23 protein-coding genes and 1 riboswitch are annotated in these 24,886 nt (G+C 64.0%); of the genes, 20 read left to right on the top strand and 3 right to left on the bottom strand.

All coding sequences use genetic code 11. The annotated features are described in order from the left end of the window. The first annotated feature begins 38 nt into the window (after positions 1-38). From tatA to LH390_RS05740, 10 genes are all read left to right on the top strand, one after another. Complete coding sequence (gene tatA, locus LH390_RS11580) at positions 39-332, top strand: Sec-independent protein translocase subunit TatA (protein WP_311516915.1); 294 nt, start codon at positions 39-41, stop codon at positions 330-332. After that, the gene (tatC, locus tag LH390_RS05780; protein WP_227282201.1) at positions 333-1,397 is read left to right on the top strand and encodes a twin-arginine translocase subunit TatC; all 1,065 of its coding nucleotides are present in this window, start codon (positions 333-335) and stop codon (positions 1,395-1,397) included. Positions 1,398-1,480: 83 nt separating this feature from the next. Beyond that, a complete protein-coding gene (locus LH390_RS05775) occupies positions 1,481-4,315 on the top strand; it encodes a DEAD/DEAH box helicase (protein ID WP_399524689.1) in 2,835 nt (944 codons plus the stop codon). A gap of 19 nt (positions 4,316-4,334) precedes the next feature. After that, positions 4,335-4,835, top strand: a complete 501-nt coding sequence (locus tag LH390_RS05770) for a hypothetical protein (protein WP_227282202.1) — start codon at positions 4,335-4,337, stop codon at positions 4,833-4,835. A 27-nt stretch (positions 4,836-4,862) separates the two neighbouring features. Further along, positions 4,863-6,002, top strand: a complete 1,140-nt coding sequence (locus LH390_RS05765; RefSeq protein ID WP_227324407.1) for a M24 family metallopeptidase — start codon at positions 4,863-4,865, stop codon at positions 6,000-6,002. Further along, positions 6,003-6,776 carry an SDR family NAD(P)-dependent oxidoreductase gene (locus tag LH390_RS05760; RefSeq protein WP_227282204.1) on the top strand — a complete coding sequence of 258 codons (774 nt, stop codon included), beginning with the start codon at positions 6,003-6,005 and terminating at the stop codon, positions 6,774-6,776. Positions 6,777-6,799: 23 nt separating this feature from the next. Continuing rightward, a complete protein-coding gene (locus tag LH390_RS05755) occupies positions 6,800-8,134 on the top strand; it encodes a lipase family protein (RefSeq protein WP_227282205.1) in 1,335 nt (444 codons plus the stop codon). A 25-nt stretch (positions 8,135-8,159) separates the two neighbouring features. Continuing rightward, positions 8,160-8,705, top strand: a complete 546-nt coding sequence (locus LH390_RS05750; RefSeq protein WP_227282206.1) for an FxsA family protein — start codon at positions 8,160-8,162, stop codon at positions 8,703-8,705. Continuing rightward, positions 8,702-10,258, top strand: coding sequence for an apolipoprotein N-acyltransferase (lnt, locus tag LH390_RS05745; protein ID WP_227282207.1), 1,557 nt, complete (start codon positions 8,702-8,704; stop codon positions 10,256-10,258). Before LH390_RS05750 ends, lnt begins: the two co-directional genes overlap by 4 nt. A gap of 67 nt (positions 10,259-10,325) precedes the next feature. Beyond that, positions 10,326-11,126 carry a polyprenol monophosphomannose synthase gene (locus LH390_RS05740; RefSeq protein ID WP_227282208.1) on the top strand — a complete coding sequence of 267 codons (801 nt, stop codon included), beginning with the start codon at positions 10,326-10,328 and terminating at the stop codon, positions 11,124-11,126. Positions 11,127-11,333: 207 nt separating this feature from the next. On the opposite strand, the gene LH390_RS05735 is transcribed toward LH390_RS05740, so the two are convergent. Further along, positions 11,334-11,732: an RNA polymerase-binding protein RbpA gene (locus tag LH390_RS05735; protein ID WP_227282209.1), complete on the bottom strand. Its 399-nt coding sequence runs from the start codon at positions 11,730-11,732 to the stop codon at positions 11,334-11,336. A 235-nt stretch (positions 11,733-11,967) separates the two neighbouring features. Here LH390_RS05735 and LH390_RS05730 point away from each other — a divergent pair, with 235 nt between their 5' ends. The 7 genes from LH390_RS05730 (at position 11,968) to LH390_RS05700 (ending at position 16,726) form a co-directional block, all read left to right on the top strand. Beyond that, the gene (locus LH390_RS05730; RefSeq protein ID WP_227282210.1) at positions 11,968-12,318 is read left to right on the top strand and encodes a hypothetical protein; all 351 of its coding nucleotides are present in this window, start codon (positions 11,968-11,970) and stop codon (positions 12,316-12,318) included. Positions 12,319-12,324: 6 nt separating this feature from the next. Then, positions 12,325-13,023 carry a YceI family protein gene (locus LH390_RS05725; protein WP_227282211.1) on the top strand — a complete coding sequence of 233 codons (699 nt, stop codon included), beginning with the start codon at positions 12,325-12,327 and terminating at the stop codon, positions 13,021-13,023. Positions 13,024-13,029: 6 nt separating this feature from the next. After that, complete coding sequence (locus LH390_RS05720) at positions 13,030-13,194, top strand: hypothetical protein (protein WP_227282212.1); 165 nt, start codon at positions 13,030-13,032, stop codon at positions 13,192-13,194. A 162-nt stretch (positions 13,195-13,356) separates the two neighbouring features. After that, positions 13,357-14,412, top strand: coding sequence for a zinc-dependent alcohol dehydrogenase family protein (locus LH390_RS05715; protein WP_227282213.1), 1,056 nt, complete (start codon positions 13,357-13,359; stop codon positions 14,410-14,412). Between the two features lie 128 nt (positions 14,413-14,540). After that, a complete protein-coding gene (locus tag LH390_RS05710; protein ID WP_227282214.1) occupies positions 14,541-15,302 on the top strand; it encodes an ABC transporter ATP-binding protein in 762 nt (253 codons plus the stop codon). Then, the gene (locus LH390_RS05705) at positions 15,299-16,072 is read left to right on the top strand and encodes an ABC transporter permease (protein WP_227282215.1); all 774 of its coding nucleotides are present in this window, start codon (positions 15,299-15,301) and stop codon (positions 16,070-16,072) included. The genes LH390_RS05710 and LH390_RS05705 overlap by 4 nt, the downstream gene beginning before the upstream one ends. A 6-nt stretch (positions 16,073-16,078) precedes the next feature. Further along, the gene (locus tag LH390_RS05700; protein ID WP_227282216.1) at positions 16,079-16,726 is read left to right on the top strand and encodes a TetR/AcrR family transcriptional regulator; all 648 of its coding nucleotides are present in this window, start codon (positions 16,079-16,081) and stop codon (positions 16,724-16,726) included. Positions 16,727-16,823: 97 nt separating this feature from the next. On the opposite strand, the gene LH390_RS05695 is transcribed toward LH390_RS05700, so the two are convergent. Next, complete coding sequence (locus LH390_RS05695; RefSeq protein ID WP_227282217.1) at positions 16,824-17,558, bottom strand: S1 family peptidase; 735 nt, start codon at positions 17,556-17,558, stop codon at positions 16,824-16,826. A gap of 2,056 nt (positions 17,559-19,614) precedes the next feature. On the opposite strand from LH390_RS05695, the gene LH390_RS05690 reads away from it, so the two are divergent. Both LH390_RS05690 and LH390_RS05685 read left to right on the top strand, forming a co-directional pair. Beyond that, positions 19,615-19,965, top strand: a complete 351-nt coding sequence (locus tag LH390_RS05690; RefSeq protein WP_227282218.1) for a hypothetical protein — start codon at positions 19,615-19,617, stop codon at positions 19,963-19,965. 219 nt (positions 19,966-20,184) lie between these two features. After that, on the top strand, positions 20,185-21,558 hold the full coding sequence (locus LH390_RS05685; protein ID WP_227282219.1) for an MFS transporter: 1,374 nt from the start codon (positions 20,185-20,187) through the stop codon (positions 21,556-21,558). 21 nt (positions 21,559-21,579) lie between these two features. Here the strand turns inward: LH390_RS05685 and LH390_RS05680 are convergent, their stop codons facing one another. Continuing rightward, positions 21,580-22,791, bottom strand: a complete 1,212-nt coding sequence (locus LH390_RS05680; protein ID WP_227282220.1) for an SAM-dependent methyltransferase — start codon at positions 22,789-22,791, stop codon at positions 21,580-21,582. Between the two features lie 376 nt (positions 22,792-23,167). On the opposite strand from LH390_RS05680, the gene LH390_RS05675 reads away from it, so the two are divergent. Then, the gene (locus LH390_RS05675) at positions 23,168-24,598 is read left to right on the top strand and encodes an NAD(P)/FAD-dependent oxidoreductase (protein ID WP_227282221.1); all 1,431 of its coding nucleotides are present in this window, start codon (positions 23,168-23,170) and stop codon (positions 24,596-24,598) included. Between the two features lie 94 nt (positions 24,599-24,692). Further along, positions 24,693-24,810: riboswitch (TPP riboswitch) on the top strand. The last annotated feature ends 76 nt before the right edge of the window (positions 24,811-24,886 follow it).

The raw sequence follows: 24,886 nt of genomic DNA, 5'->3' as shown, positions 1-24,886 counted from the left end.
CGCGCTTTTTCCGCTTAAGACAGAAAGAAGGCCAGCGCATGCCAACAGGTGGAATGGAACTTGTCATCCTCGTCCTGATCATCGTGTTGATCTTTGGGGCCAAGAAGCTGCCCGAGGCCTCCCGCTCACTGGGACGCTCGCTGCGCATCTTCAAGTCCGAAATGAAGGAGATGGGCAATGATGACGCCCGCTCCGAGGCCGCCGCGCAGCAGCAGGCGCCCGCCCAGCTGACCCAACAGGCCCCGTCCACCCCGGTGACCCCGGTTACCCCGGCACCCCAAGACACCGCAGCACCTGCGGCCCCCACGGATCTCCCTCCGCGCCAGGCCTAAATGACCCCCCGCAGTACGCAACCCGGTCACCCCGGGCGTTCGAGCCGTGCCCTGCGCCTGAAGCGGCGCCGCACCAAGAACCCTGAAGGCACCATGTCCATCGTGGAGCACCTTCAGGAGCTGCGGCGACGCGTGATCATCAGTCTCGTCGCCGTGGGCATCGGCGCGGTCATCGGCTACATCTGGTACGCCCACTCTGCTTTTGGCATACCCAGCCTTGGCGACATTCTCCTCGACCCGTACTGCCACCTGCCTCAGGAAAAACGCCTCTACACCGGCCCCGATGGGGATTGCCGGCTCCTGGCCACCGCGCCCTTTGAAATGCTCATGCTGCGCATCAAGATGGGCACCCTCTTCGGCGCGATCCTCGCCTCGCCCGTGTGGCTCTACCAGATCTGGGCCTACATCACCCCGGGGCTGCGCCGCAACGAACGCTCCACCACGCTGACGGTGGTCAGCACCGCCGTCGCGCTGTTCGTCCTTGGCGTCGTCCTGGCCTACTTCATCCTGTCCGTCGGCCTGGAATTCCTGCTCACCATCGGCCAACAAACCCAGGTCGCTGCCGTCACCGGTGGAGAATACTTTGGCATCGTGCTCAAGGTGCTCGTCATCTTCGGCGTCAGCTTCGAGGTGCCGCTACTTGTCGTCGTGCTCAACAGGCTCGGCCTGCTGCGCTATGAGACCATCAACGGCAACCGCGCCTACGTCGCCGTCGCGCTCTACATCTTCGCCGCCGTGATGACCCCCGGGCAAGACCCCTACTCCATGCTCGTCCTAGGAACCGCGCTGGTCGCGCTCGTCGAATTGGCCTTCCAACTGTGCCGGCTCCACGACCGCTCCGTAGAACGCGAGCGCCCCGACTGGCTCAACGTCGACGACGACCACGCCGCACCCCTCGACCAGCCCTCCGGCACCCCAGGCGCGGCCAGCCCACTCGGGCCCGCCGATCCGATCGCCGCCCCCAGCGCCGAAGGCATCGCCCGGCCCTATAACCCACAGGCTGACGGCGGGTGGAACGACTCCTCCGCAGGCGGGGCCGGAGCGGACTACTCCGACGTGCTCTAAGGCCTGGACCCCCGCAGCCCCTGCGAGGTCCGGGCCGACCCAGCCAACCCGACGAGCCACCCGTGCCGGTAGCCTGGGTGTCCATGGGTGAAAGTATGGGTGACAGCAAGGCTGAAAATTCAGCATCCCACCTCGACTCCTTCCGCGCGGGCCTGAGCTACCGCCTCGACGAGTTTCAAGATCGCGCATGCCACGCAGTAGAAGCGGACCGCGGAGTCTTAGTCTGCGCCCCCACCGGGGCCGGCAAAACGGTAGTGGGGGAGTTTGCCGTCAGTCTGGCCCTGCACCGCGGGACCAAGTGCTTTTACACCACCCCCATCAAGGCGCTGAGCAACCAGAAGTTCCATGACCTGGTCGCCGTCTATGGGCAAGACGCGGTCGGCCTGCTCACGGGGGATCAGTCCATCAACCCAGGCGCCGACGTGGTGGTGATGACCACCGAGGTCCTGCGCAACATGATCTATGCGTCCTCCCCGGCGCTGAGCCGGCTGTCCCACGTGGTCATGGATGAGATCCACTTTCTTGCAGACCGCTCGCGCGGCTCTGTGTGGGAGGAGATCATCCTCAACCTCGACGAATCAGTCCGGGTCATCGGGCTGTCCGCCACCGTGTCCAACTCCGAAGAATTTGGCCGGTGGCTCTCCACGGTGCGCGGCGATACGGAGGTCATTGTCTCCGAGCACCGCCCCGTCCCTCTCGACCAGTGGATGCTGGTGGGCCGGCGACTCTACCCCCTCTTCGAACCCGGTTCGGACTCCCGCGTCAACCTCTCCCTCGAGCAGGCCATCGAACGCATCGAATCCGGGGCCGCGCACAGCCACGCCCCCCGGGACAATCACGACTGGGAGGCAAACTCCTTCCGCTCGCGCGCCCGCGGTACCCGCTCCGGCTACTCCTCCCGCATGACGCGGCGCCACCACCACCAGGCCGCCCGGCACACGCCCACCGGCAGGCCGGAAGTCATCCGACTGTTGGAAAGCCAGCAGCTTCTCCCAGCAATCATCTTCATCTTCTCGCGCGCGGGCTGCGACGGGGCGCTCGCCCAGGTTCTGCACTCTCGCCTGGTGCTCACTAGCCAGCAGGAGGCCGATGAGATCGCCGAGATTATCGACGCCGGCGTCGCCGATATCCCGCGCGAGGACCTCGACGTCCTGCGTTTCAAGCAATGGAAAGCGGCGTTGACCCGGGGTTTTGCGGCCCACCACGCGGGGATGCTCCCGGCGTTTCGCCACATCGTCGAAGAGCTTTTCGTCCGCGGGCTTATTCGGGCGGTCTTTGCCACCGAGACGCTGGCACTGGGCATCAACATGCCCGCCCGCACGGTCGTCTTGGAAAAGCTCGTCAAATTCAACGGGGAATCGCACGCTGAGCTGACCCCCGGCCAGTACACCCAACTGACCGGGCGGGCAGGCCGCCGGGGGATAGACACCCTAGGCAACGCCGTGGTGCAGTGGGACCCCTCGATGGACCCGCGCTCCGTGGCCGGCCTGGCTTCGACCCGAACATATCCCCTGGAATCCACCTTCGCGCCCGGCTACAACATGTCCGTCAACCTCCTGGGCACCCACGGCTATGACCAAGCGATCACGCTGCTTGGAATGTCTTTTGCCCAGTTCCAGGCCGATGGGTCTGTGGTCAATGAGGCCCGCGCCCTCGACCGGGCGGAATCCCGCGCCGCGGAGCTCGAACGCTCCATCACGGACATCATCTCTGCTCGCAGCCTGCCCAGCGACCACCCGGTCGAGGAGCTGGAAGAATACGCGGCCCTGCGCGATGAGCTCACCGCCGAGGAACGCAGCGCGAAGTCGCGTGCCACCAAGGAGCGCGCCGCCGAGACCGCTGCAGTTCTCGCCCGGCTGCGCCGCGGCAGCGTGATCGCCATGCCCACCCAACGCGCGCCGCTGCTCGGGGTCATTGTCACCCCGGCAAACCAGCGCGAAGATCCGCGCCCCCAGGTCATTTCTGAATCCGGGTGGCTCGGCCGCGTGGGCATCGACGACTTTGCCCGCCCGCCCATGGAGCTCGGCCACGTGGGGCTGCCTAAGGGGATTTCTCACCACCCACACAAATACACCGGCATGGTGCGCAAAACGCTGCGCCGGTGGGAGGCCGAGCGCCCTCGGACGCTGCGCCAGCGCCCCCGGGACCGCATGAGCCCCAAGGCGCGACAGCTGCGTTCGCAGCTGCGTGCGCACCCCGTGCACGCGTGGCCGCCGCACGACCGGGAGGAGCTGGCCACACTGGCCGCACAGCTGCGCAAACTCCAGCGCGAGGCTGCACGGCTGCGCTCCCAGATTGAGGCGACGTCCGACACTTTGGCTACGACCTTCCGCCGCATCCTCGAGCTCCTCGGCGAGCTGGGGTACGTGGACTTTGATGAACACACCACGCCGCGGGTTCCCCGCGTCACGGAGGAAGGAACCCGCCTAGCACGGATCCACAATCCTGCGGACCTGCTCGTGGCACAATGCCTGCGGCGCGGCATCTGGGACGACCTCGACCCAGCCGAGCTAGCCGGGGTGGTCTCCACGTGCACCTTTGAAAACCGCAAGGAAGTCCATGGCGAGCCCGCCGCCGCGACAGATGAGATGGCCACCGCGGTGGAGGCGACCTTCCGGGTGTGGCAGGAACTCGTGGCCGACGAACAGCGCCACGGCCTGGCAGCAACCCAGGCCCCGGAGGCCGCTTTCGCACTGGCCATGCATCAATGGACAGCAGGCGCGCCCCTGGGCTACACCCTGGCTGCCGCTCAAGAGTGCGGTGCGCAGTTGACGCCGGGGGATTTTGTGCGGTGCTGCCGCCAGGTCATCGATTTGCTTGAGCAGGTTGCCGCAACGGCCTATTCCAAGGACACAGCGGCAACGGCACGACGCGCCGTAGAGGCTATTCGGCGTGGGGTGGTAGCCATCGGCGCCTAGCCTGTGGCAGGGTTAGCCTATGAGTATTCAAGGCTCTCAGAAACCATCCGAGTCCTCGACCACCACCCCTGCACAGCGCACCACCCGCAGCCCCCGCCGCCGCAGCCTCCTCCTGGCAGTCGGCGCCGTGGCAGTGGTTGGCGCCGCCACCACCGGGCTGGCATGGGCATGCGCAGACTCCGCCGACACGCCCGCAGCCGGGGAATCCCACTCCGAGCAACACCCGGTCACCGTCCGTATTTCCGGGTTACTTAAGCCCTCCGCAGTGCTGACCGTCACGGCAGACTGCGGCTCCGACACTCGCGCTGAGGCGCAGGCCAGCTTCGGCGCGCATACCCAGTTGACCCCCGCGGCTGACGCCGGCGTGCTCATCGGGGACCTCATTGCACCGGTGAACATTGGCCCCGGCCCGGCCGATGGATACCACACCCTCACCGTGACGTGTGAGTCCGGCGATACCACCACCGTGGTCTTAAGCGACGACGGTAACGGCACCGCCCACACCCGCTCACTCCACTAAGCAGACCCCGGCCCTACGATGGGGCTCATGACTGAATTGTTTGCTAGCGACGTCTACGCACGCCGCCTGGACACCGCAGCCCAGCTGTGCCAAGCCAAGGGCCTGGCCGGGTTGATCATCGGAACGGGAGCCGAGCTGGCCTACCTGACCGGCTCTTGGCTGGAGTCTCATGAGCGCCTGACGGCACTGATCGTGCCGGCACAGGGCCGGGCACTGCTCATCGCACCGGAAACGGACATCGCAGACCTCTCCGCATCCGCGGTACCGGATCTGCCCATTGACGTGCACGGGTGGGCGGACGGGGATGACGCCCACCAGCTGGCCGTGGCACACCTGGCCACCGGCGGCACGGTCACCGGCCAGGTGGGGCTGGGGGAGTCCTTGACCACCAATCACGTCCTGCGGATTCAGGAGCGTTTGGCGCAGGTGGGGGATCCCCAGACGATTCTGGCGGCCACCGCCCTCAAGGAACTGTTCATGCGCAAGGACGCCGACGAGGTCGAGCAGCTGCGCCGCGCCGGTGCGGCGATCGACGCCGTCCATGCGCAGGTTCCTGGCCTGCTGCGCCCGGGGCGCACTGAGGCGGAGGTTGCCGCCGATATTGAAAAGCTCATCCTGGCTGACCATGACGTCGTGGACTTCATCATCGTGGGGTCCGGGCCTAATGGCGCCAATCCGCACCATTCTTTCTCCGAGCGCACGCTCAACCCCGGCGAGCTCGTGGTGGTTGATATCGGAGGGACCTACGGGGTGGGCTACCACTCCGACTGCACACGCACCTATGTGGTCGGTGGCGATGCGGACGCACTCGACGAGAAGGCGCGCGCCATGTATGACGTGCTGTTTTCGGCGCAGGCGGCCGCGGTCAAGGCCGTACGCCCGGGAGTGACCGCCCAGCAGATCGACGCCGTGGCGCGCGATGCCATCGCGGAGGCTGGTTTCGGCGATGCCTTCTTCCACCGCACTGGCCACGGCATTGGCCTGTCTACCCATGAGGAGCCCTTCATCATGGCCGGCAATGACCTGGTGTTAGAGGAGGGGATGGCGTTTTCCATCGAGCCGGGTATCTACCTGCGCGGCCAGTACGGGGCTCGCATTGAAGACATCGTGGTGGTTACCGCGCAGGGCTGCGAGCAGCTCAACACCAACACCAGGGAGCTGAGCTAGGTGGCGCACGCCACCGGTGTGGGCCCGGGGCCACTATTGGTCCTGGGCGCCACCAGCGAGATCGGCTCGGAGCTCGCGTATCGGCTGGCTGCAGGCCGGCCGGTGATGCTGGCGGCGCGCCGCCCGGAGGCACTGGAGCCGGTGGCCGAGCGACTGCGCGCGGCGGGCGCTACCCAGGTGGCTGTCACCAGTTTTGAGGCCGCCGACCCCGGCGCCACGCGGGCGGTACTTGAACAGATGCGCTCCGGCATGGGCATCCCCGCCATTGCCGTTGTTGCATTTGGCATCCTCGGCGATCAGGAGCGCGCGCAGCGCGACGAGCATCATGCCTGGGAGATCGCCACCGTTGACTATGCCGCGCAGGTGGCGGCGTTGACTACCGTGGTTGAACAGCTGGGCACCCCTTCGGTGCAGTCTCCCCGGGTGGTGGTGGCCTTTTCTTCCATCGCGGGGTGGCGGGCTCGCCGAGCCAACTACGTGTATGGCTCCACGAAGGCGGGTTTGGATGCCTTTTGCCAGGGGTTATCGGATCGCTGTTACGGAACTGGCGTGCGCATTATTACCGCTCGGCCGGGGTTTGTGCGTGGGCGAATGACCGCTGGAATGGATCCGGCACCCCTGTCCGTTGCGGCGGGCGACGTCGCTGATGCGGTGGACGCGGTAGTCACCCGCGGGTCGGATTCTGCAACGGTGTGGATTCCGCGCCGATTGCGCATTCTCGCCTGGGTCATGCGGCTTGTGCCGCGCTTTTTATGGCGGAGAATGCCGCGTTAGCGCCCGTGGCTAGGATTGGTCGTATGATGCAGCCGGGCTCTGAGGTGACGTTGACGGCCGGTTCGTGGGCGACGGCGGCTCGGGTGGTGGCTGCGTTCGGCGTGGACGTGGCCACTCGAGGGGCCCTGCGCCTGGTGCGTCGCCGGGCGGTACCTACCCGCAGCCCGGGGGTTGGGGGCGGCGACCTGGGGCAAGAGGATGCGCAGTTGCGCCGCGAGATTGAGTTTGTGGATGCGCGCCGCGCTGAGGGGCTTGTCCCGGGGACCCCGTTGCGGGTGCAGCCGTTGGCCCCGGTGGGGCTGCGGTGGCCGCAGGTCCCGGCGAGCGCAACGCGGATTGAGTACGTGGCCACAGATTCGCGCGATCGCCTAATTACCACCACGGGCGCGGTATTAGTGTCCCATGCGCCGAATGCCGGGCACGGTGTTGTTGCTTTTGCGCCGTCGACTCAGGGGGTGGCGGCGCATTGCAATCCGTCGTGGTCGTGCGAGGTTGGGGTGCACGTTTTTGCCCGGCCTTTTGACCTTATTGCCGCCTATGAGCAGCCGGTGATTAATTATTTTCTCGCCCGCGGATTGGATGTGGTGTTCATCGACTATCCGCGCGATCCGGAATTGGATATTCAGTTCTATTGCGATCATGATGCGGCGGCGCGGTCGTTGGTCGACGCGGTGACTGCGGCGCGGCAATTGGGTCTGATTTCTGCGTGCGCACCGGTGGGCCTATGGGGCTTTTCGCAGGGGGGTGGGTGTGTTGCTGCGGCGTTGGAAAGGCATGCGGCGGGGGAGTCGCCGGTGGAGGTGGCAGGCGCTGTGGTGGGAGCGCCCCCGGCTGATGTCGCTGCGGTGCTTGACCACGTGGAGGGCAGCCTGTGGTCTGGGGTGATTGGCTATGCCACGGCTGGGCTTGCGGTCACGTCTGCGCAGTTGCGGACAGAGGTGTTTTCTTTGTTGAGCGCCCGCGGGGTCCGGGAGATGGCCCGCTTGGTGGGCACGTGCATGGTGGGTGCGTCTCAGGTGGTGCGCAATCTTGATACGCGGGAGTGGACGCGTTCTGGCCGGAGTCTGTCTGAGGAGCTGTGTGAGTGGCCGGCGTTGCGTGCCGAGTGTCAGCGCAGACTGTTGGGCAAGCGGGCCCCCCGGGTGCCGGTTGTGTTGTGGGGCTCGACGCATGATGACGTGATTCCAGTCACCGCGGTGCGGGCGCTGCGGGAGCGCTGGTGTGCTGGTGGGGCGCAGGTGGAGTGGCGCGAAAATGGGTTGCTACGCATCCCGGGCGGCACCGGTCTGAATCACTTTTTGCCGTACTATCGTCATGCTGTTGCGGATGCGGAGTGGCTGTGGGATCGCCTTCGCTGATGCGAAGCGCCTAAACTAGGGCACCGTGCCTTTGTTTATTGCAGTCCCTTATGTGCTCATTGAATTGCTTGCCTTCATCGCTGTTGCGGCGATGATTGGCACGGGATGGGCGTTGCTGGCTTTGGTCGTGGTGTTTTTCGTGGGGTTGGGGGTGGCCGCCTGGCAGCTGCGCCGGATCTCTACGCAGGTCAGGCAGCGTTCTATTCCCGCGACTCAGGCGATGGGTGATTACGGCCTCACGGCGGCGGGTGCGTTGTGCGTGGCTGCGCCTGGGTTTGTGTCTTCGGTGTTGGGGTTGGTGCTGATCATTCCGCCCACCCGCGCGATGGTGCGCCGGATGACCGCACGGCGGTTGCGCGCCAAGGTGGAGGACTTTGGGTTGCGGGGCTTCCAGGCCACCGATGCTTATCGACGCCGCGCGAGTTACGGTTCCTTTGGCACTCACCCTCACCCCGGCGGAACGGCCGCGGGGTCGGGGTCGGGGGAGATCATAGATTCCGAAGAGATTTCTCGGTGGAGTTCTCAGGTTGACCCTGAGGACTTTGGCACCCCGGACTCCCCGCGCGAGTGAGCGGCACGCGGCGCAGGTGGTCCCGCCGAGGCTGCGCGTGTGCGCTCGCGCGCGGCGCGGTCGCGGCCCTGGGCGGGGCTGCGGTCTATGCCTCCTATGAACCGGTAGGGCTGTGGGTTGGGGGCATCCTCGGGGTATTCCTGCTGTGCGTGGCGCTGGCCCCGTGGCCGGCTCGGTGGTCGGCCCCGCTAGGCCTGTGGGGAGGGGCCGGTTTGGGCTTTGTGCACTCCGCGGTGCTGTGCGCGCTCACGCTGCCCTGGATCGGGCATTTTGTTGGTGCGCTGCCGTATATCGCCTTATGCGTGGTGTTGTCGCTCTACGGTCTGGCCACGGGTGCTGGCGGGGCGGCGTTGTTGCGTCTGCGGTGGGGGTGGCTGGCCTTTCCGTTCTGGCTGGTGGCGGTGGAACAGGCGCGTTCATCCTGGCCCTTCGGCGGCTTTTCCTGGGTGCGTTTGGCCTGGGGGCAAGTTGGTGGCCCCTTGGCGGGGCTGACTCGACTGGGTGGGCCCATTGCAGTGTCTGCGGCGGTGGCCGTGGCTGGGGCTGCGGTGTGGATGATGCTGCGGGAGTGCGCGGGGCGGCGGTGGCCGTGGCGGGGGGCGTCGATAAGCACCTGCGTGGCGGCGGTGGCGCTAGTTGGCGGGTGGCCGGTGAGCGGGCCGCGGGCTGGGGAGCCGATGGTGACGGCGGCGGCGGTGCAGGGCAATGTGCCGCGGCTGGGGCTTGATTTTAATGCGCAGCGTTTTGCGGTCCTGCGCAATCATTCGGAGGTCACCCAGGATATCTCACAGCCCGTTGACCTGGTGATATGGCCGGAAAACGCCGCTGATGTCAACCCGCTGTCCTCCGTTGCGGCCCGCCGGCTTGTCGACGCCGCGGTGGCCCACGTTGGCGCACCGGTACTTGTGGGCACGATTACGCGCGACGAAGTCGGCCCGCGCAACACCATGCTCGTCTTCGATCCGGACACCGGACCCGGAGAGCGCCACAACAAGAAGTACCTCCAGCCCTTCGGCGAGACGATGCCCTACCGCGATCTGCTGCGCCACGTGACCTCGCTGGTTGATCTTGCGGGCGACTACCAGCCGGGACAGGGCGATGGCGTGGTGCATATGCGGGGCATCCCCGTGGGCGTGGCAACCTGCTACGAGGTGGCCTTTGACGCCGCCTACCGGGACGCGGTCACCCACGGGGCGCAGATCCTGGCCACCCCCACCAACAACGCCACCTTTGGCCACACGGACATGACCTACCAACAGCTGGCCATGAGCCGGATGCGCGCCATCGAACTCGACCGAGCGGTGGTGGTGGCCGCGACGTCGGGCGTGTCTGCCATCGTGGAACCCGACGGCACCGTGACCTCCCAAACTGGGATTTTTGAGCCGGGAGTGCTGGTTTCTTCGCTGCCGCTGCGCCAGACGATCACCCCTGCTGCCAGGTATGGTTTCTGGGTCACAATGGCACTGACTATCATTGGGGCGTCGGCCGGAGTTTTCGCCGTAGGTGTGGCGTGGGTACGCCACCGCGGTGATCGCCCTGGCAGCGATGACTAGTAGCCATGAATAAGGGGCCTTTGCTCTTGTCCTTTCGAGGGCGCGGGCCCATATAAAGGAGCTTCGCGTGTCCCAGCCCAGCGACAAGACCCTCGTCATCATCCCTACCTATAACGAAAGGGAGAACCTTCCGCTCATCGTCGGGCGGGTGCGCAAGGCAACACCGGACGTTGACATCCTCATCGTCGATGACAACAGCCCCGACGGCACCGGCGACCACGCCGATGAGATGGCCGCCGCGGACCAGCACCTGCACGTCCTGCACCGCCAAGGAAAGGGCGGACTGTGCGGCGCCTACATCGCCGGCTTCGAGTGGGGCCTTGAGGCCGGCTACACGGTGCTGTGCGAAATGGACGCCGATGGCTCCCACGCCCCCGAGCAACTTCACCTGCTGCTGGAAGAGGTCGACGCCGGGGCAGACCTGGTCATCGGGTCGCGCTATATTCCCGGCGGCAAGGTGGTCAACTGGCCCAAGAAGCGCTGGCTGCTGTCCAAGCTGGGCAACGTGTACATCTCCCTTGCCCTGGGCGCCGGGCTGTCTGATATGACCGCCGGATACCGCGCGTACCGCCGCGAGCTTCTGGAATCCCTGGACTTAAACGAGCTGTCCAACGCCGGCTACATCTTCCAGGTGGATTTGGCCCGTCGCGCCGTCGAGGCCGGCTGGGACGTCCGCGAGGTCCCCATCACCTTCACCGAGCGGGAGATCGGAGAATCCAAGCTCGACGGCAGTTTTGTCAAGGATTCGCTGGTTGTGGTCACGCGGTGGGGGATCGCCCACCGGGGCGAGCAGGTGGCCAACCTGGCCAAGGAGTCCGCGCGGCAGATCTCCCACGAGGCTGCCCGCTTCCGCAAGCGCCACCTCTAGCGCGTCGCCCGCACGGCGAGTGCGAGGGATCGACGTGGGCGGGCGCGAGGGCTTCTTCCGGTGGCGGCTAAGGCCGCCTCGGAAGGAGCAGCGAACACCCCTGTAGGGAGCACAAAAGCCCTGGTTGCCGTTTTCGGTGGGGGAGCGGGGGAGTCCCTACCACTTTTGACGGCACCAGGGCTTTATTGGCTTTGGCGCGTGTTCTTTTTAAGATTCCGCGGCCTTCTTGGCGGCTTCCTCTTCTTCCTTTTGCTGCTTGAGCAGGCGGGCGGCATTCCTGCGCCGCTTGCGCAGCGCCTCTATGCGCTCCTCCAGGAGCTCGTCAAGCTCCTCGATCGAGCGCCTTTCGCGCAGCATGTCCCAGTGGGTGCGCGGCGGCTTAGCTGCCTTGGACTCCACCCCTTCGCCTTCAACCAGCGTGCCCTCCTGGCCGTTCTTGCACGGCCAGGTGCCCGGAATCTCGGCGTCGTCGGCGAAGGGAACGTCGAAGATTTCACCGGATTCGGTGCGGTATTTCACCACCTGGCGCGGTGCCAGATCATGGTCGCGGTCAGTCTCGTAGCTGACCGCCCCCATGCGACTTCCCCGGAGAACGCGATCTGCCATGAACGCATCAGCCCTTCTGTGTATGTTGGAGCAGGTCTTGGTGGGTTCTGCCCAGCGCGCGCGGGGTGCGGATGTAGCGTCAGAGTCCGCGAGGAACCCGGCGCACACGCACAACACGTGTCTGAGGTGGGCAGATAGTCCAGCCGTAAGAGTATAACGAATCCACCATCCTGTTTGTTCCCCGGATGGGGTAGTAGATAAGGTGGTCGGACCCTGGTGGCCTAGAATGGCCTGCGTGCCCACCGCCGCTTCCTCTTCATCTTCCGCTGCACCGGCTACGTGCCAGTGGTGCGGCCGTCCTATCACCGAGGTTCATCGCAAAGGTCGGCGGCGCAAGTATTGTTGCGCCTCATGCCGGCAACGCGCCTTTGAGCATCGCCAGGCCACCCGGACTCCCCGGGAGGACAAAGATGCCGTGGTGCTGAGTGCTCGGCAGCTATCCAACCTGCAGGATTCGCTATTCCAGGTTCGCTGCGCGGCCGAGGATGTGGCCACCGCGGTGCGGGAAGGTGCGGAGAGCAGCGAGGTTGATCAACTCTGCACTGAGCTGGTGGTCATGGCCCGCAAGATAGAGAAACTGAGGTAACCGTTTATGCAGCGTCATCGCACACTCATCGTCAGCATTTTTGTCACGGCGATCATTCTTTTGGCCGCCGTGGCCGTGGTGCCCATGATCATCTCCGCGATGTCAGGGCCCGGCGTGCCCACCGATGGTATCGACGCCCAGCACGCCAAGCCGGCTGCGACCGACGTCGACGGCACCTGGGTGGTCTCCCACAAGCCTGGGGCCAACGCCACCTCCGTGGGCTACACCTTCGACGAGGTCCTTCCGGGTGACCGGCGGACCACCTCTGGGTCGACGACGAGCGTCGATGGGCATGTCACCATCGAGCACGCCGCGATCACGGGGGCGAAAATCGAGGTCGATCTCACCGACCTGTCGTCTGACAATGAGCGCCGCGATATCAACGCTGCAACCAAGATTCTGGAAACCGATGTCTACCCCACAGCCACCTTTGAGGTGGTCAAGCCGGTGGACATCCGGGGGCTGCCCAGCGATGGCACCATCGGCGAGGTCTCCGTTCCGGGGCGCCTGACCATCCACGGCCACACCCACGACGTCACCGCCACCCTCGAGGTGCTGCGCGATGGCGAGCACGTCATCATCGGGGGAGACGTTCCCCTCAAACGCTCGGACTACGGGGTAAAGACCCCGGAATTCGTCGCCGCCTCTATTGCCGATGACGGCGCGCTGAATCTGCGGGTGCGCTTTGACAAGGACGAAAAGTAAAAACCCATGCGCCCCTCAGCTATGATTCCCGCCCTGTGGCTGCGCCTTGTTGTGGTCATTGCCTTTAGCGCGTGGATGGCCACGCGCGAGCAGTGGCTCATCGCCGTTGTTGGCGCTGGGCTTACCGCGCTCACCGCATGGCAGCTCATCAGCGCTTATCGACGCCGCTAGTCCCCACCCACCGCTGCACCTGCATGTAATCCTGGGCATTCTATTTCTCTTTTTCCCGCCCAAAAAAAATGGTGTCCAATTACACACCCGCGCGCCCGTAGCATTTCGCCCGTCTAAAGCTAGGCTCATGGCTATCCATCAGCCTCAAGAAGGGCGCACCTCATGAAAGCTCTTGTCTATCACGGGCCCGGCGATAAACGGTGGGAGGAGGTACCAGACCCCACCATTCTCGCCCCGACTGACGCGATCGTGGCCATCGATGCCACCACCATCTGCGGCACCGACCTGCACATTCTCAAAGGAGACGTACCCGCGGTAACCCCCGGTCGCGTGCTCGGCCACGAGGGCGTGGGAACCATTACGGCGGTCGGCCAGGCCGTGTCCACGCTGGCTGTGGGAGACCGCGTCATCCTTTCCTGCATTAGCTCGTGCGGACGCTGCGACTACTGCAAAAGTGGAGTTCCCTCCCACTGCCTTGACCCAGAGGGAGAATCAGGAATCGGGTGGATTTTCGGACACCTCATTGACGGAACCCAGGCCGAATATGTTCGCGTTCCTTTCGCCGAAAACTCGGTATACAAACTCCCGGCAAACGTCACCGATGCCGAGGGCGTCCTGCTCTCCGATATTCTTCCAACCGGCCATGAAATTGGCGTCCAATACGGCCAGGTCAAACCCGGTGATGTCGTCGCCGTGGTCGGCGCCGGGCCCGTAGGGCTCGCCGCAATCCTGACCGCCGGGCTGTATAGTCCCGCTGCGATCATTGCGATTGACCTCGACCCCAACCGGGTGGACCAGGCCCGAGCCTTTGGCGCAACCGATGGGGTAGTGGCCTCCAACGCAGACTGGGCCGATCAGGTCTTCAGCCTCACGGACGGATTGGGGGTAGACGTGGCCATCGAGGCCGTAGGCATCCCCGCCACCTTTGACATGTGCCTGCGCATCGTCCGGCCCGCCGGGACCGTGGCCAACGTCGGGGTTCACGGTCGCCCCGTGGAACTCGCCCTTGACCGGCTATGGATCTCCAACATCACCATGACCATGGGGCTGGTCAACGCGACCACCACCGCCATGCTGCTCAAGATGGTTGCCGCAAAGAAGCTCGATGCTCGCCCATTTGTCTCCCACGAGTTTGCACTGAGCGACATTGCTTCCGCCTATGACGTGTTTTCTCGGGCGCAGGATACGGGGGCGCTCAAGGTTATCCTTCACGCCTGATCGCGATTTTTTTCAGCCGCCGTTTCCTCCCTCTACCAGGGGATAGGCGGGTGACGGCAGCTGGGTTTGCACGGTTCTTTGGGATTGAGCCTTGACGCATTGCGGAATCCAGGTCTAGCATTCATCACATGCTGACATCATCACCTGATGACAATAGGGTTGAACCCATTGTCCAAGCCCAGGACCTCAACGTCCACAGGGGCAAAAACCACATTCTGCACGACGTATCGTTGGAGCTTCCCCCGGGAAGCGTCACGGGCCTCCTGGGACCTTCCGGCTGCGGAAAAACCACTCTGATGCGCTCAATCGTCGGCGTACAAAAAACCTCCGGGGGAGTGCTGCGCGTCTTCGGCGATGAGCCCGGGGCGCCAGCCAACCGCGGACGCACCGGCTACGTCACCCAACAGGCCTCCGTCTATCGCGACCTCACAGTCCGCGACAACCTGGAGTACTTCTCCTCGCTGTTTCATGGCAACCGCGACGAGCAAGCCGTCATCGATGCCCTTGAAGCTGTCAACCTGGAGAAATTCGCTGACAGCAACGTCGAAGACTTGTCCGGCGGACAGGCGGGACGCGCATCCCTGGCATGTGCACTTGTAGGCCTGCCCGACCTCCTGGTCCTCGATGAACCCACGGTCGGCCTGGACCCCGTCACCCGAGAGGACTTGTGGGAGCGCTTCCACGGCCTTGCCCAAAACGGCACCACCTTGTTGGTCTCCAGCCACGTCATGGATGAGGCGACCAGGTGCGATCAGCTCATCCTCATGCGCGACGGTCGCATCCTTGGCATCATGTCCCCGCAGGAGCTCCTGGAGCGCACCCATGCGGAAACCCCCGACGAGGCCTTCCTCACCCTCATCCGCGATTCTGATCAGGAGTCCAACTCATGAATTTCTCCGCCTACCGCGCAACAACCGTGCGCGTCATGCGTCAGCTGCTCGCAGACAAGCGCACTGTCTCCATGATTCTCGCGGTGCCCACCCTCTTGCTCATCCTGCTCTACTACGTCTTCTCCGATCTGCCCGCAGCGCCGCTGCCGGCAGGCGAGCCGAGCTCTGTCGCCGGGTTCCCCCGCATTGCACTGACCATGCTCGGCATCCTGCCCATGGTGGTCATGTTCCTGGTCACCTCTGTGGCTATGCAACGCGAGCGCGCATCTGGCACTCTCGAGCGCCTGTGGACCACACCGCTCCACCGACTCGACCTCATTTTGGGATACTGCACCGCTTTCGCGGTTACTGCCGTCATTCAGTCGCTTATCCTCTTCGGCGTGGCATTCTGGTTCCTCGACGTCGAGACCAGGGGAGCATCCTGGTGGGTGCTGGCCATCGCCCTCATTGATTCGATTGTGGGCGTCGCCCTGGGGCTGTTCACCAGCGCCTTCTCCCGTAACGAATTCCAGGCCGTGCAGTTCATGCCCGTGATCGTTGGCCCCCAGCTGTTCCTCTGCGGATTGTTCGTTGCCACTGAAGATATGCCGGTAGTGCTCGAATGGGCCGCCCGAGTCATGCCCATGACCTACGCCGTGGACGCTCTCAACCAGGTGCGTGACAACGCAACGGCAACAGGTATGCTTTTTGTAGACTTTTTGGTTCTGGCTGGCGTTGGCGCACTGGCACTCGTCTTGTCAGCACTCACCATGCCTAGAAAGACAAATTAGGGTCAGATGTCTACAGCGAAGAAGAAGGGTAAAGCCGAGGTCACACGGTCTCGCATCCTTGATGCAGCCCGCCAGCTCTTTGGCACCCACGGCTATGACGGCGTGTCCGTTCGCGCGATAGCCGCCAAGGCTGGAGTAGATCAAGCCCTCGTGCACCGATACTTTGGCACCAAGTACCAACTCTTTCTCGCTGCAGTCCAACGCCCCATGGACTCCCAACAGCTCATTGCCCCCATCCTCGACTGCCATCCGGACGAAAGGGGAAAGACCCTCGTCGTCCAGATGGTCACGATGTGGGATAACACGCCGGGCATCTCAGCGCTCATCAGGACCATGCTCGGATCAGAGGCCGCAGGTGCGTCGACACGGGCCGCACTCAAGGACCACCTCCTCAGCAGTATTCTCGGCCCACTGCATCTCGACGGTCCCGATGGCGAATTGAGGTGCAGCCTCATCCTCAGCCACCTGATAGGGCTTGCAGTATCCCGCGTGGTCATTCAATCAGAGCCACTTCATTCCATGTCTGCAGAAGAGGTCGGGGACCTCGTCGGCCCGACGATCCAGCGATACATTGCAGACCCCCTTGAAGGCAGCGCCGACTACGGTGCGCGAGGGGGCGTCGATAAGCAAGACACCCAGAAGATGGGGGAGTAGGAGACGACAAGAACGCCCGCTTACGGGGCGTTCTTGAAAAAATGAGCGACCAGGCCCTCCGGGTGCACCCGGAAACGGCCTGGCAAACTAGTCCGGGTTAGACCCCGGACATCTGGTAGATCCAGTCACGGTAGTACTGAATGTCCACGGCCTTGGACGGCGCGTAGGGGTCATACCAGTTGGACTGAGAGCCGATGACGTTGACGCCGATGAGCACACCGGAATCATCCAAGATAGGTCCGCCGGAATCGCCGAAGTTCGACGAACCGGTAATACCCTTCATGTTCATCACGATGCCAGCGTTGGGGTGACGCTCCTGGCCAGTGACCTCCAGGCGAGCGGTGCGCAGCCACGTCGTGGGCGCACCCTTGAAGCCCTGGCCAAAGCCGTACATGCTGACCTGCTCGCCGACCTGCAGCTCATGAGAGTCTGCGATCGGCGGGTAGGCCGTCAGCCGCGGGCTGCCGGGAACGTGGATGATGGCCAGATCCGCCTCATTCGACTTGGCGTACTTGTCCACGCGCAGAGCCCGGCCGGGGTGCACGCTGTCATTGGAGTAGTACACGCGCAGGATGTCCGGCGACGCGTCCGGAGCCGAGGGAGTCTGTCCCGCAACGCAGTGCGCTGCGGTGAGAATCCACTCGTCCGCCACCGCAGTGGCCGAGCAGCGGTGCGCACCGCCCGGGCCCATGTCATAGATGTAGAGTTGGACGAGATCGTCGCGGTGAGCCTCTTCGCCGAGGATGACCGCATCAGCCGAGGGCTGAACCTGCGTGCCCACCGCGAGGGCAGCGCAGATCAACGCCATGGCTGCGGAGCGCCAACGAGCCACGCCACGGACGCGACGCGCTGACTGAAAACAATGCTGCATGAGACCCCTTTCTCAGGGCTGTAGACAGTGGTTAGTGAAAACCAAGGTCACACTAGCAGCGCTAGCGCTCTAGATGCCCAAAATTAGGCAACAATTGGCAGCAGCGGCCAAGATCATCGAAATGAGCTGTGATGTTCACCCATAATTCCCAGCCGGCCCTACACATCTGCGACATCGTGTAGCCCCTGCGGCATCACGCGGCGTGCACGCCGGATCTGCGAAGAAAATCGCGCCAAACCGGGTCTCACGCCCATATGGTTATTATTGTCACGCGTGACGTTTTAAATAACGGTCCGAGGTCTGGCCATGCGGAAACCTGGAGGCGTGCCGGAGGCAAAATTTCTCGAGCACCTGGTGGCAGAAATTTTCCCCGAAAACCGGGCTAAGAAATTTCGCAGAAGCGGCCAAACGGAAATTTCTCGCTGAGAGGTTTCCGATCATCCGCCGGCGCGGTGGCGTGGGCGACGGCAACGCCGGCCAGCACAGACGAAAGCGCGGTGTACGGGCAAACGGAGAAGGTGTCCCGGCGATGCGGAGGTGCGCTGCGGTGTCGGTGCGGTGCACGCTGGGCCCGCGGCCCGCTTCCCCTTTTGTCCGATAATGTACATTATGTCATTTTAGCGGTGTCCGCAGTTCCCTACATCGTGAGCCGCTGTAGCTTCACCCCTCCTCCGGACCCCCGTAGTGACTCTCATCGGCGCTCCTGTTCCCTCACAGCGCTCCGCAGACTTCATGGCGTCTGGTTCCATCCCGAACATGCACTCACTCCGTGTGTGGCACGGATATGCGAGCTGCACCCGCGTGGCGGACACATTTGGTAACCATGGTTGCTCGCCGACCGTGGAGGAACCACCCGCCGCCGCGTAAGACCCTAAGACACGCCTACGACACAGCACGCTGCGGATCATCCGAAACCTCTCAGCGAGCCGAGCACACAACCTGCGCCCTTTGTATCCACTGTAGAGCCGTTCCCTTGACACAACTCGATGCGCCTCAGGCTGCGCAACACCTCGCGCCACATCGGAGACCGGCAGCTCCCCGAGACGTCCGCATGCCGCCTGCTGTGGCCCGCAAGCTCGGCCCCAGCCAGTTACCAGCGCACTCCGGAGAAACGACGAACGAGTCCGTTCCTTGTTGAATATGCCACCGCGGCCGCCTAGCGTGATCAGGCAATTATCCTTTTCGCGCAGCATTCCTCTCCCCGAGTTACCCATAACCGTTCTACAATAGGCAGCAGCAGCGACATATCACCGATGTGTCACCCCATGCCCTGTCCATAGGTCAGAAGATCCAGAGAGGAACCCACCATGGACCACCCCACAGTCACCCGCCATCCGCGACTGCGTCGCCTGGCCGGAACGGTCGTCGCCGCGGCGGCGATTGCGACGCTCGCACCTGCAGCAACAGCCGGCATTATAGAAGCTAGTGTTTACAACGATTCCTGCTGGCAACACGAGGATTTTAAACTTGGATCTTTGCGGATCGGTCGCGCCGAAGGTGATTGTCCCCAAGACGCCGGATCATACTACCGCGGGCGCGGCGTGCCCTCACGTTGGTCCCTGGGGGTTCTTTATCTTCCTAACGGCGATATGTACTCCGCGAGCGTTGATAATGTTTTGAACTTGCCCCCTCGGGACATCCCGATCCCACATCTGTGACCCAAACCCCTCGGCCCAGACGCAGCCGCCAAGACCGTAGACGTCTTGGCGGTTCGTTGTTTCTGGAGCCATGCCATATCCGGGCCCTACCATCAGGCATCCCCAGATCTCGCCTGACAATGAAAAGCTGATCCTGCTGGCGCCGGATATTGCCCCTCTGCCGGCACAGCACGTACAGAGCTCAAAGGTCCCCATTCAGATGGGAGCCCTCAGGCTCGTAATACTCATCATTCTGCGGCTCAAGAATTTCTCCCCCGCTACCCATAATCGTCCTACAATAGGCGGCAGCGGCGACATATCTTCGATATGCCACCCACATTCCCCGTCCATAGGTCAAAAGATCCAGAGAGGAACCCACCATGGACCACCCCACAGTCACCCGCCATCCGCGACTGCGTCGCCTGGCCGGAACGGTCGTCGCCGCGGCGGCGATTGCGACGCTCGCACCTGCAGCAACAGCCGGCGCCATTGAGCCTAGCCGGCTGGAACACTCCTGTTTCATACACTATGACCTCAAAATTGGCCCTCTGAAGGGTGGCCGAGCCGAAGGTCACTGCCCTCAGGACGCCGGCCGCTATTATCACGGGACCAATATCCCCGACCATTGGTCGCTGGGGGTGGTCTACCTTCCCGACGGGACCATGTACTCAGCGGGCGTGGACAACGTTTTGAACCTGCCCCCTCGGGACATCCCGATCCCGCACCTGTAGCCAGCAACGCAGGACCTTTCACACAAGCCGCTAGGACCCTCGCAGGCCCTAGCGGCTTGCACGTCTGCAGCCAACGCCCCACCCCACCCTGCGGTAGAGAAAACCTCTCAAAATTCCACTCAATGGGACTTGCGGTCCACTTAGTGGGATACTACTGTGTTCTCCTAACACTTCACATCATGTTCACCGGCTTTACCGAGTTTGGAGAGGTTCCATGCCATGACCCAGACAGTCAACACAGTCGCTTCCCAGGATCTGGGAGCACCCCCGCAGATCACCAAGCGCCAGCGCGCCCGGGTCATTACTGCCTCCACGGTGGGCACAACCATCGAGTTCTACGACTTCTATGTCTATGCCACGGCAGCCGTGGCGGTCTTCCCCCACCTGTTCTTCCCCAAGAGCGACAACCCCACGATGGCGTTGCTGTCCTCTTTTGCTACGTTCGGCCTGGCATTCGTTGCCCGCCCGCTGGGATCCATCGTCTTCGGGCACTTTGGTGACGTCATCGGACGCAAGGCGTCGTTGGTGGTGGCGCTATTGACCATGGGCATTTCCACCTTCATCATCGGCTGCCTGCCCACCTATGACACCATCGGGCTGTGGGCCCCGGCACTGCTGGCACTCATGCGCTTTGGCCAGGGCTTAGGTCTGGGCGGCGAATGGTCCGGCGCGGCGCTGCTGGCCACGGAGACGGCGGAAGACGGTAAGCGTGCGCGCGCGGCCATGTGGCCGCAGCTGGGCGCCCCCTTTGGCTTCCTGCTGGCCAACGGGCTGTTTTTGATCTTGGTGACGGTGTTTAACCACCAGGGCGGGGACATCAATAGCCAGTTCATGGCCTGGGGTTGGCGTATCCCCTTCCTGGCGTCTGCGGTGATGGTGGCCATTGGTCTCTACGTTCGGCTGCGCCTGGATGAGACCCCCGTCTTCCAGCAAGCTGTCGATCAGGGCAAGCGCGTGAAGTCCCCGCTCAAGGAGGTCTTTGTCACCGCGTGGCGTCCGCTGATCTGTGGCACGTTTGTCATGGTCGGCTGCTACACGCTGTTTTACCTGGTGACTACGTGGATTCTTTCCTTTGGTATCGGTTCGCGGGAGAAGGGCGTCGGGCTGGGTATCCCCTACGTGGACTTCCTGCACTTGCAGCTGATTTCTATCTTCGCCTTCATCATTGGTATCCCGGTGTCCGGCTGGCTGGCGGATCGCTTTGGCCGCAAGCCCACGCTGGCGTGGACGACCGCGGGCATCATCGTGTTCTCCTTGACCTTTACCTTCTTCTTGTCCCCGGCGGTGGCCACGGAGAACTCGGTGCTGGCGTTCTTGACCGTGGGTATGGCGCTGATGGGCCTGATCTTCGGCCCGATGTCTGCGGTGCTGCCGGAGATGTTCCCCACCAATGTCCGCTACACCGGTTCGGGTATTGCCTATAACGTTGCGTCGATCCTGGGTGCCGCGGTTGCGCCGTTCATTGCTACGGCGTTGGCTGCCAGCTTTGGGGTGAGCTCGGTGGGCTGGTATCTGTTGGTGGTCTCAGTGGTTTCTCTGATCGCCATCATGGTCATGCGGGAGTCCTCTGACCACGATTTGACGGCTATCTAGCGGTAGCCGCTAGCCCCTGCCTTAGCGTCCGCGGCGCACCCGCTGGGTGAAGGTGAGCTGGACGGTGGTGGTCATCTGTTGGGCGCCGAGTGCTTCTTTGAGAGCGAGCTGGAAGCGCCAGAGTCGCCGGCACACAACGTCCACGCCGGCCGCGGCGGCTTCGCGGGAATGGCCGGAAAAGTACTCGCGCTGCATTCGCAGGGCAGTCACGGCATGATCCCCGAGTAGCCGTTCGGCGGTCATGGGCATGGCGGTTGTTGCTTCGAGTTCTGCCTGCGTGGCGGCGAGGCTGCGGTAGGTCAGGTGGGGCCACAGGTACGCGCGCAGCGCGGCCGTCGCGGCGCGAGCGGATCGAGACCATGCTGGTCCTGCAACGGTGGTCTGGATTGCCGCCGCACCCCCGGGGGCGACACCGTGGCCGAGGAGCCGGCCCAACTGGGTGCGATGCGGGCGGCTGAGGTTTTCTAGGGCCTCGAGGCTGACAATCGCCTGGTAAGCGCCGCGTGAGAGGTGAAGTTGTCCGGCCAGCAGGTCTGGGTCTACCCCCACGGAGATGGCGTCAAGATCGGTGCCGGTGACGGCTAGCTCGGCGCGCAGCCTGTTTCTTTCCTGAAGATTTCGGACCCACCCGTTGACGTGCACTCCCCGATCGGCGAGTTCGGCAGCCAGCGCGATGTCGAGCTCCGGCAGGACAGCAGCTTGGTCACCTGGGGCGAGCCCGGCGGCGTCGGCAAGCGTGCGCAGGCCGTTGAGCTGGGCGGCAGGCAGATCGGCGCGCTCGACGGCTACTGGGGGCGCGACGACGGTGCGATCCACATAGCGGCCGGTCGCACTCGCCGCAGAACGCTTATCGACGCCCCGCCGCAGCGTCGTAGGCACTCCCGACTCGAAGACTGCACCGCTGGTAGCCAGCCCGATCGGCGAGGACAACTCGTTGAGGCAGCGCCGAATATCCGGCTGATCTGGAGGGCCGGCGATTCGCCCGGGAAAACGGTGCACGCCGCGGGGGTGATAGTTGACGCTGAGCAGGCGGGCGAGGACGTCAGCAAGATCTGGTGCCGTCCACTCCCCCGCCATGTATGCCTCCGCGAGCCCGAGCCACCCATCAGCGGCGACGCGGTGAAAGGTTGCGGCATGAAGGACCACCAGGTCCGGGCGGGAACGCGGATCCAGCTCTATGCCGGCCTTAGCACAGGCGTGGGCGAACCCTGCCTCAGTACCGCGGGCGGCCATGCTCACTGGCCACGTGCGGGGAACCGTGGCAATGCGCGGCCAAGATTGATGGTCTATATCGCGAAGGTGATGGTCTGTCATGGTGAGTTGAGCGGGCTCCTTGATCCGTGCGATAAACCAGGATCCCAGGCTACCGCGTGTGAGCTCATACGCCGCGTAGACACGGCCATCCTCACCTTGCTGGAGTTGACCTGTGCACTATCGCAATGTGCGGACTATTATCGTTGACGCAGACCACATTTTTTCCGGCTCCTGCTTCCCGTTTTCCCGCTCCAGGCAACGGGCGTAGGATTCAGCGAAATGCGGCCCTCACAGCTCTTTTGGGCCCACCGCGGAGCTCTCTAACAGTCCCTACGAAGAGGAGATCGATTTTTTTATGACTACGCAACCCTATCGGCCCGTCGGCGGACGCCACCATGTTGTTGTCATTGGCTCCGGGTTCGGCGGGCTGTTCGCCACGCAGGAACTGAAGGATGCCGACGTTGATGTCACGCTCATCGACCGCGGCAACCACCACCTCTTCCAGCCGCTGCTCTACCAGGTAGCCACCGGCATCCTGTCCTCCGGCGAGATCGCCCCCTCGACCCGCCAGATCCTGGCCAACCAGGACAACGCCAGCGTGGTCAAGGCCGAGGTCACGGATATTGATATCAAGGCCCAGACCGTGACAACCCACCTGGATGAGTATGAGCGCGTCTACGAATATGACTCCCTGATCGTCGCCGCTGGCGCAGGCCAGTCCTACTTTGGCAACGATCACTTCGCCGAGTTCGCTCCCGGCATGAAGTCCATCGATGACGCCTTGGAAATCCGCGCCCGCATTGTTGGCGCGTTTGAGCGCGCAGAGCTGACCGATGACCCGCGGGAGCGCGAACGCCTGCTGACCTTCGTCGTCGTGGGCGCCGGCCCCACCGGCGTTGAGCTGGCAGGCCAGCTGGCAGAAATGGCGCACCGCACCCTGGCGGGCGAGTTCCGCAACTTCAACACCAGCGCAACCAAGATCATCCTGTTGGACGGCGCTCCGCAGGTCCTGCCGCCCTTTGGCAAGCGCCTGGGCCGCAAGGCGCAGCGCCAGCTGGAAAAGCTCGGCGTGACCGTCAAGCTCGGCGCCATGGTCACCAACGTGGATGAGTCCTCGGTGACCTACAAGGCGGGCGACAAGGAGCACACCATCGAGTCCTACACCAAGGTGTGGTCCGCAGGTGTGGCGGCTTCCCCCCTGGGCAAGCTGGTTGCCGAGCAGGCCGGCCTGGAGGTCGACCGCGCCGGCCGCGTTCCGGTCAACCCGGACTTGAGCGTCGGGGACTTCCGCAATGTCTTCGTCGTCGGGGACATGATCAACCTGAACAAGCTGCCGGGCGTGGCTCAGGTGGCCATCCAGTCCGGCCAGTACGTGGCTGAGACCATTGCCAAGGAGGTCGATCAGCCCGAGGATTCCGCCGCCGCGCGGGAGCCTTTCGAGTACTTTGACAAGGGCTCAATGGCCACGATCTCCCGCTTCTCCGCGGTGGTCAAGCTGGGCAAGGTCGAGGTCACCGGATTCATCGGCTGGGTGCTGTGGCTGGTGGTCCACGTCATGTACCTGGTTGGCTTCCGCAACCGGCTGGTCGCGGCCGTGGCGTGGGGGCTCAACGCGTTGTCGCGCAAGCGCTGGAACCTTGCCACTACTCGCCAGCAGCTCCACGGCCGCAACGGCTTGAACAAGCTGGGCGAGGCTGACGGTGACACTGAGACCGGCGCGAAGGCTGCCGCAGAGGCCGGCGCAGAGGCCTCGAAGGAGAAGAAGGCCGAGAAGGCCAGCAAGTAGCTGCCCCCCCCCCACCGGTCATTGTGGGACGTATCACCCCCGGATTGGGCGCATAGCCCGACCGGGGGTGATTGCTGTTTGCTAGCGTGGGGCCCGTACGACAACGGGGTGCGCGCCTTCCTGGCAAGCCCAGGTGCACCGGCGCGCTGAGACCACACCCGTCGAACCTGATCTAGCTCGCACTAGCGAAGGGAATTGTCGCCGCTGTGCCTGCTCAAGGGCCGGTGCCCGATGCGGGCATGGGCTTGCCGCAGGCTCACGCTCGAAGCCCCTTCGCGGAAAGGCCTA

The organism is Corynebacterium uberis, assembly GCF_020616335.1.
GTDB classification, from domain to species: Bacteria; Actinomycetota; Actinomycetes; order Mycobacteriales; family Mycobacteriaceae; genus Corynebacterium; species Corynebacterium uberis.
The sequence above is the reverse complement of the archived record's forward strand: the minus strand, read 5'-3'. Positions and strand labels throughout refer to the sequence as shown.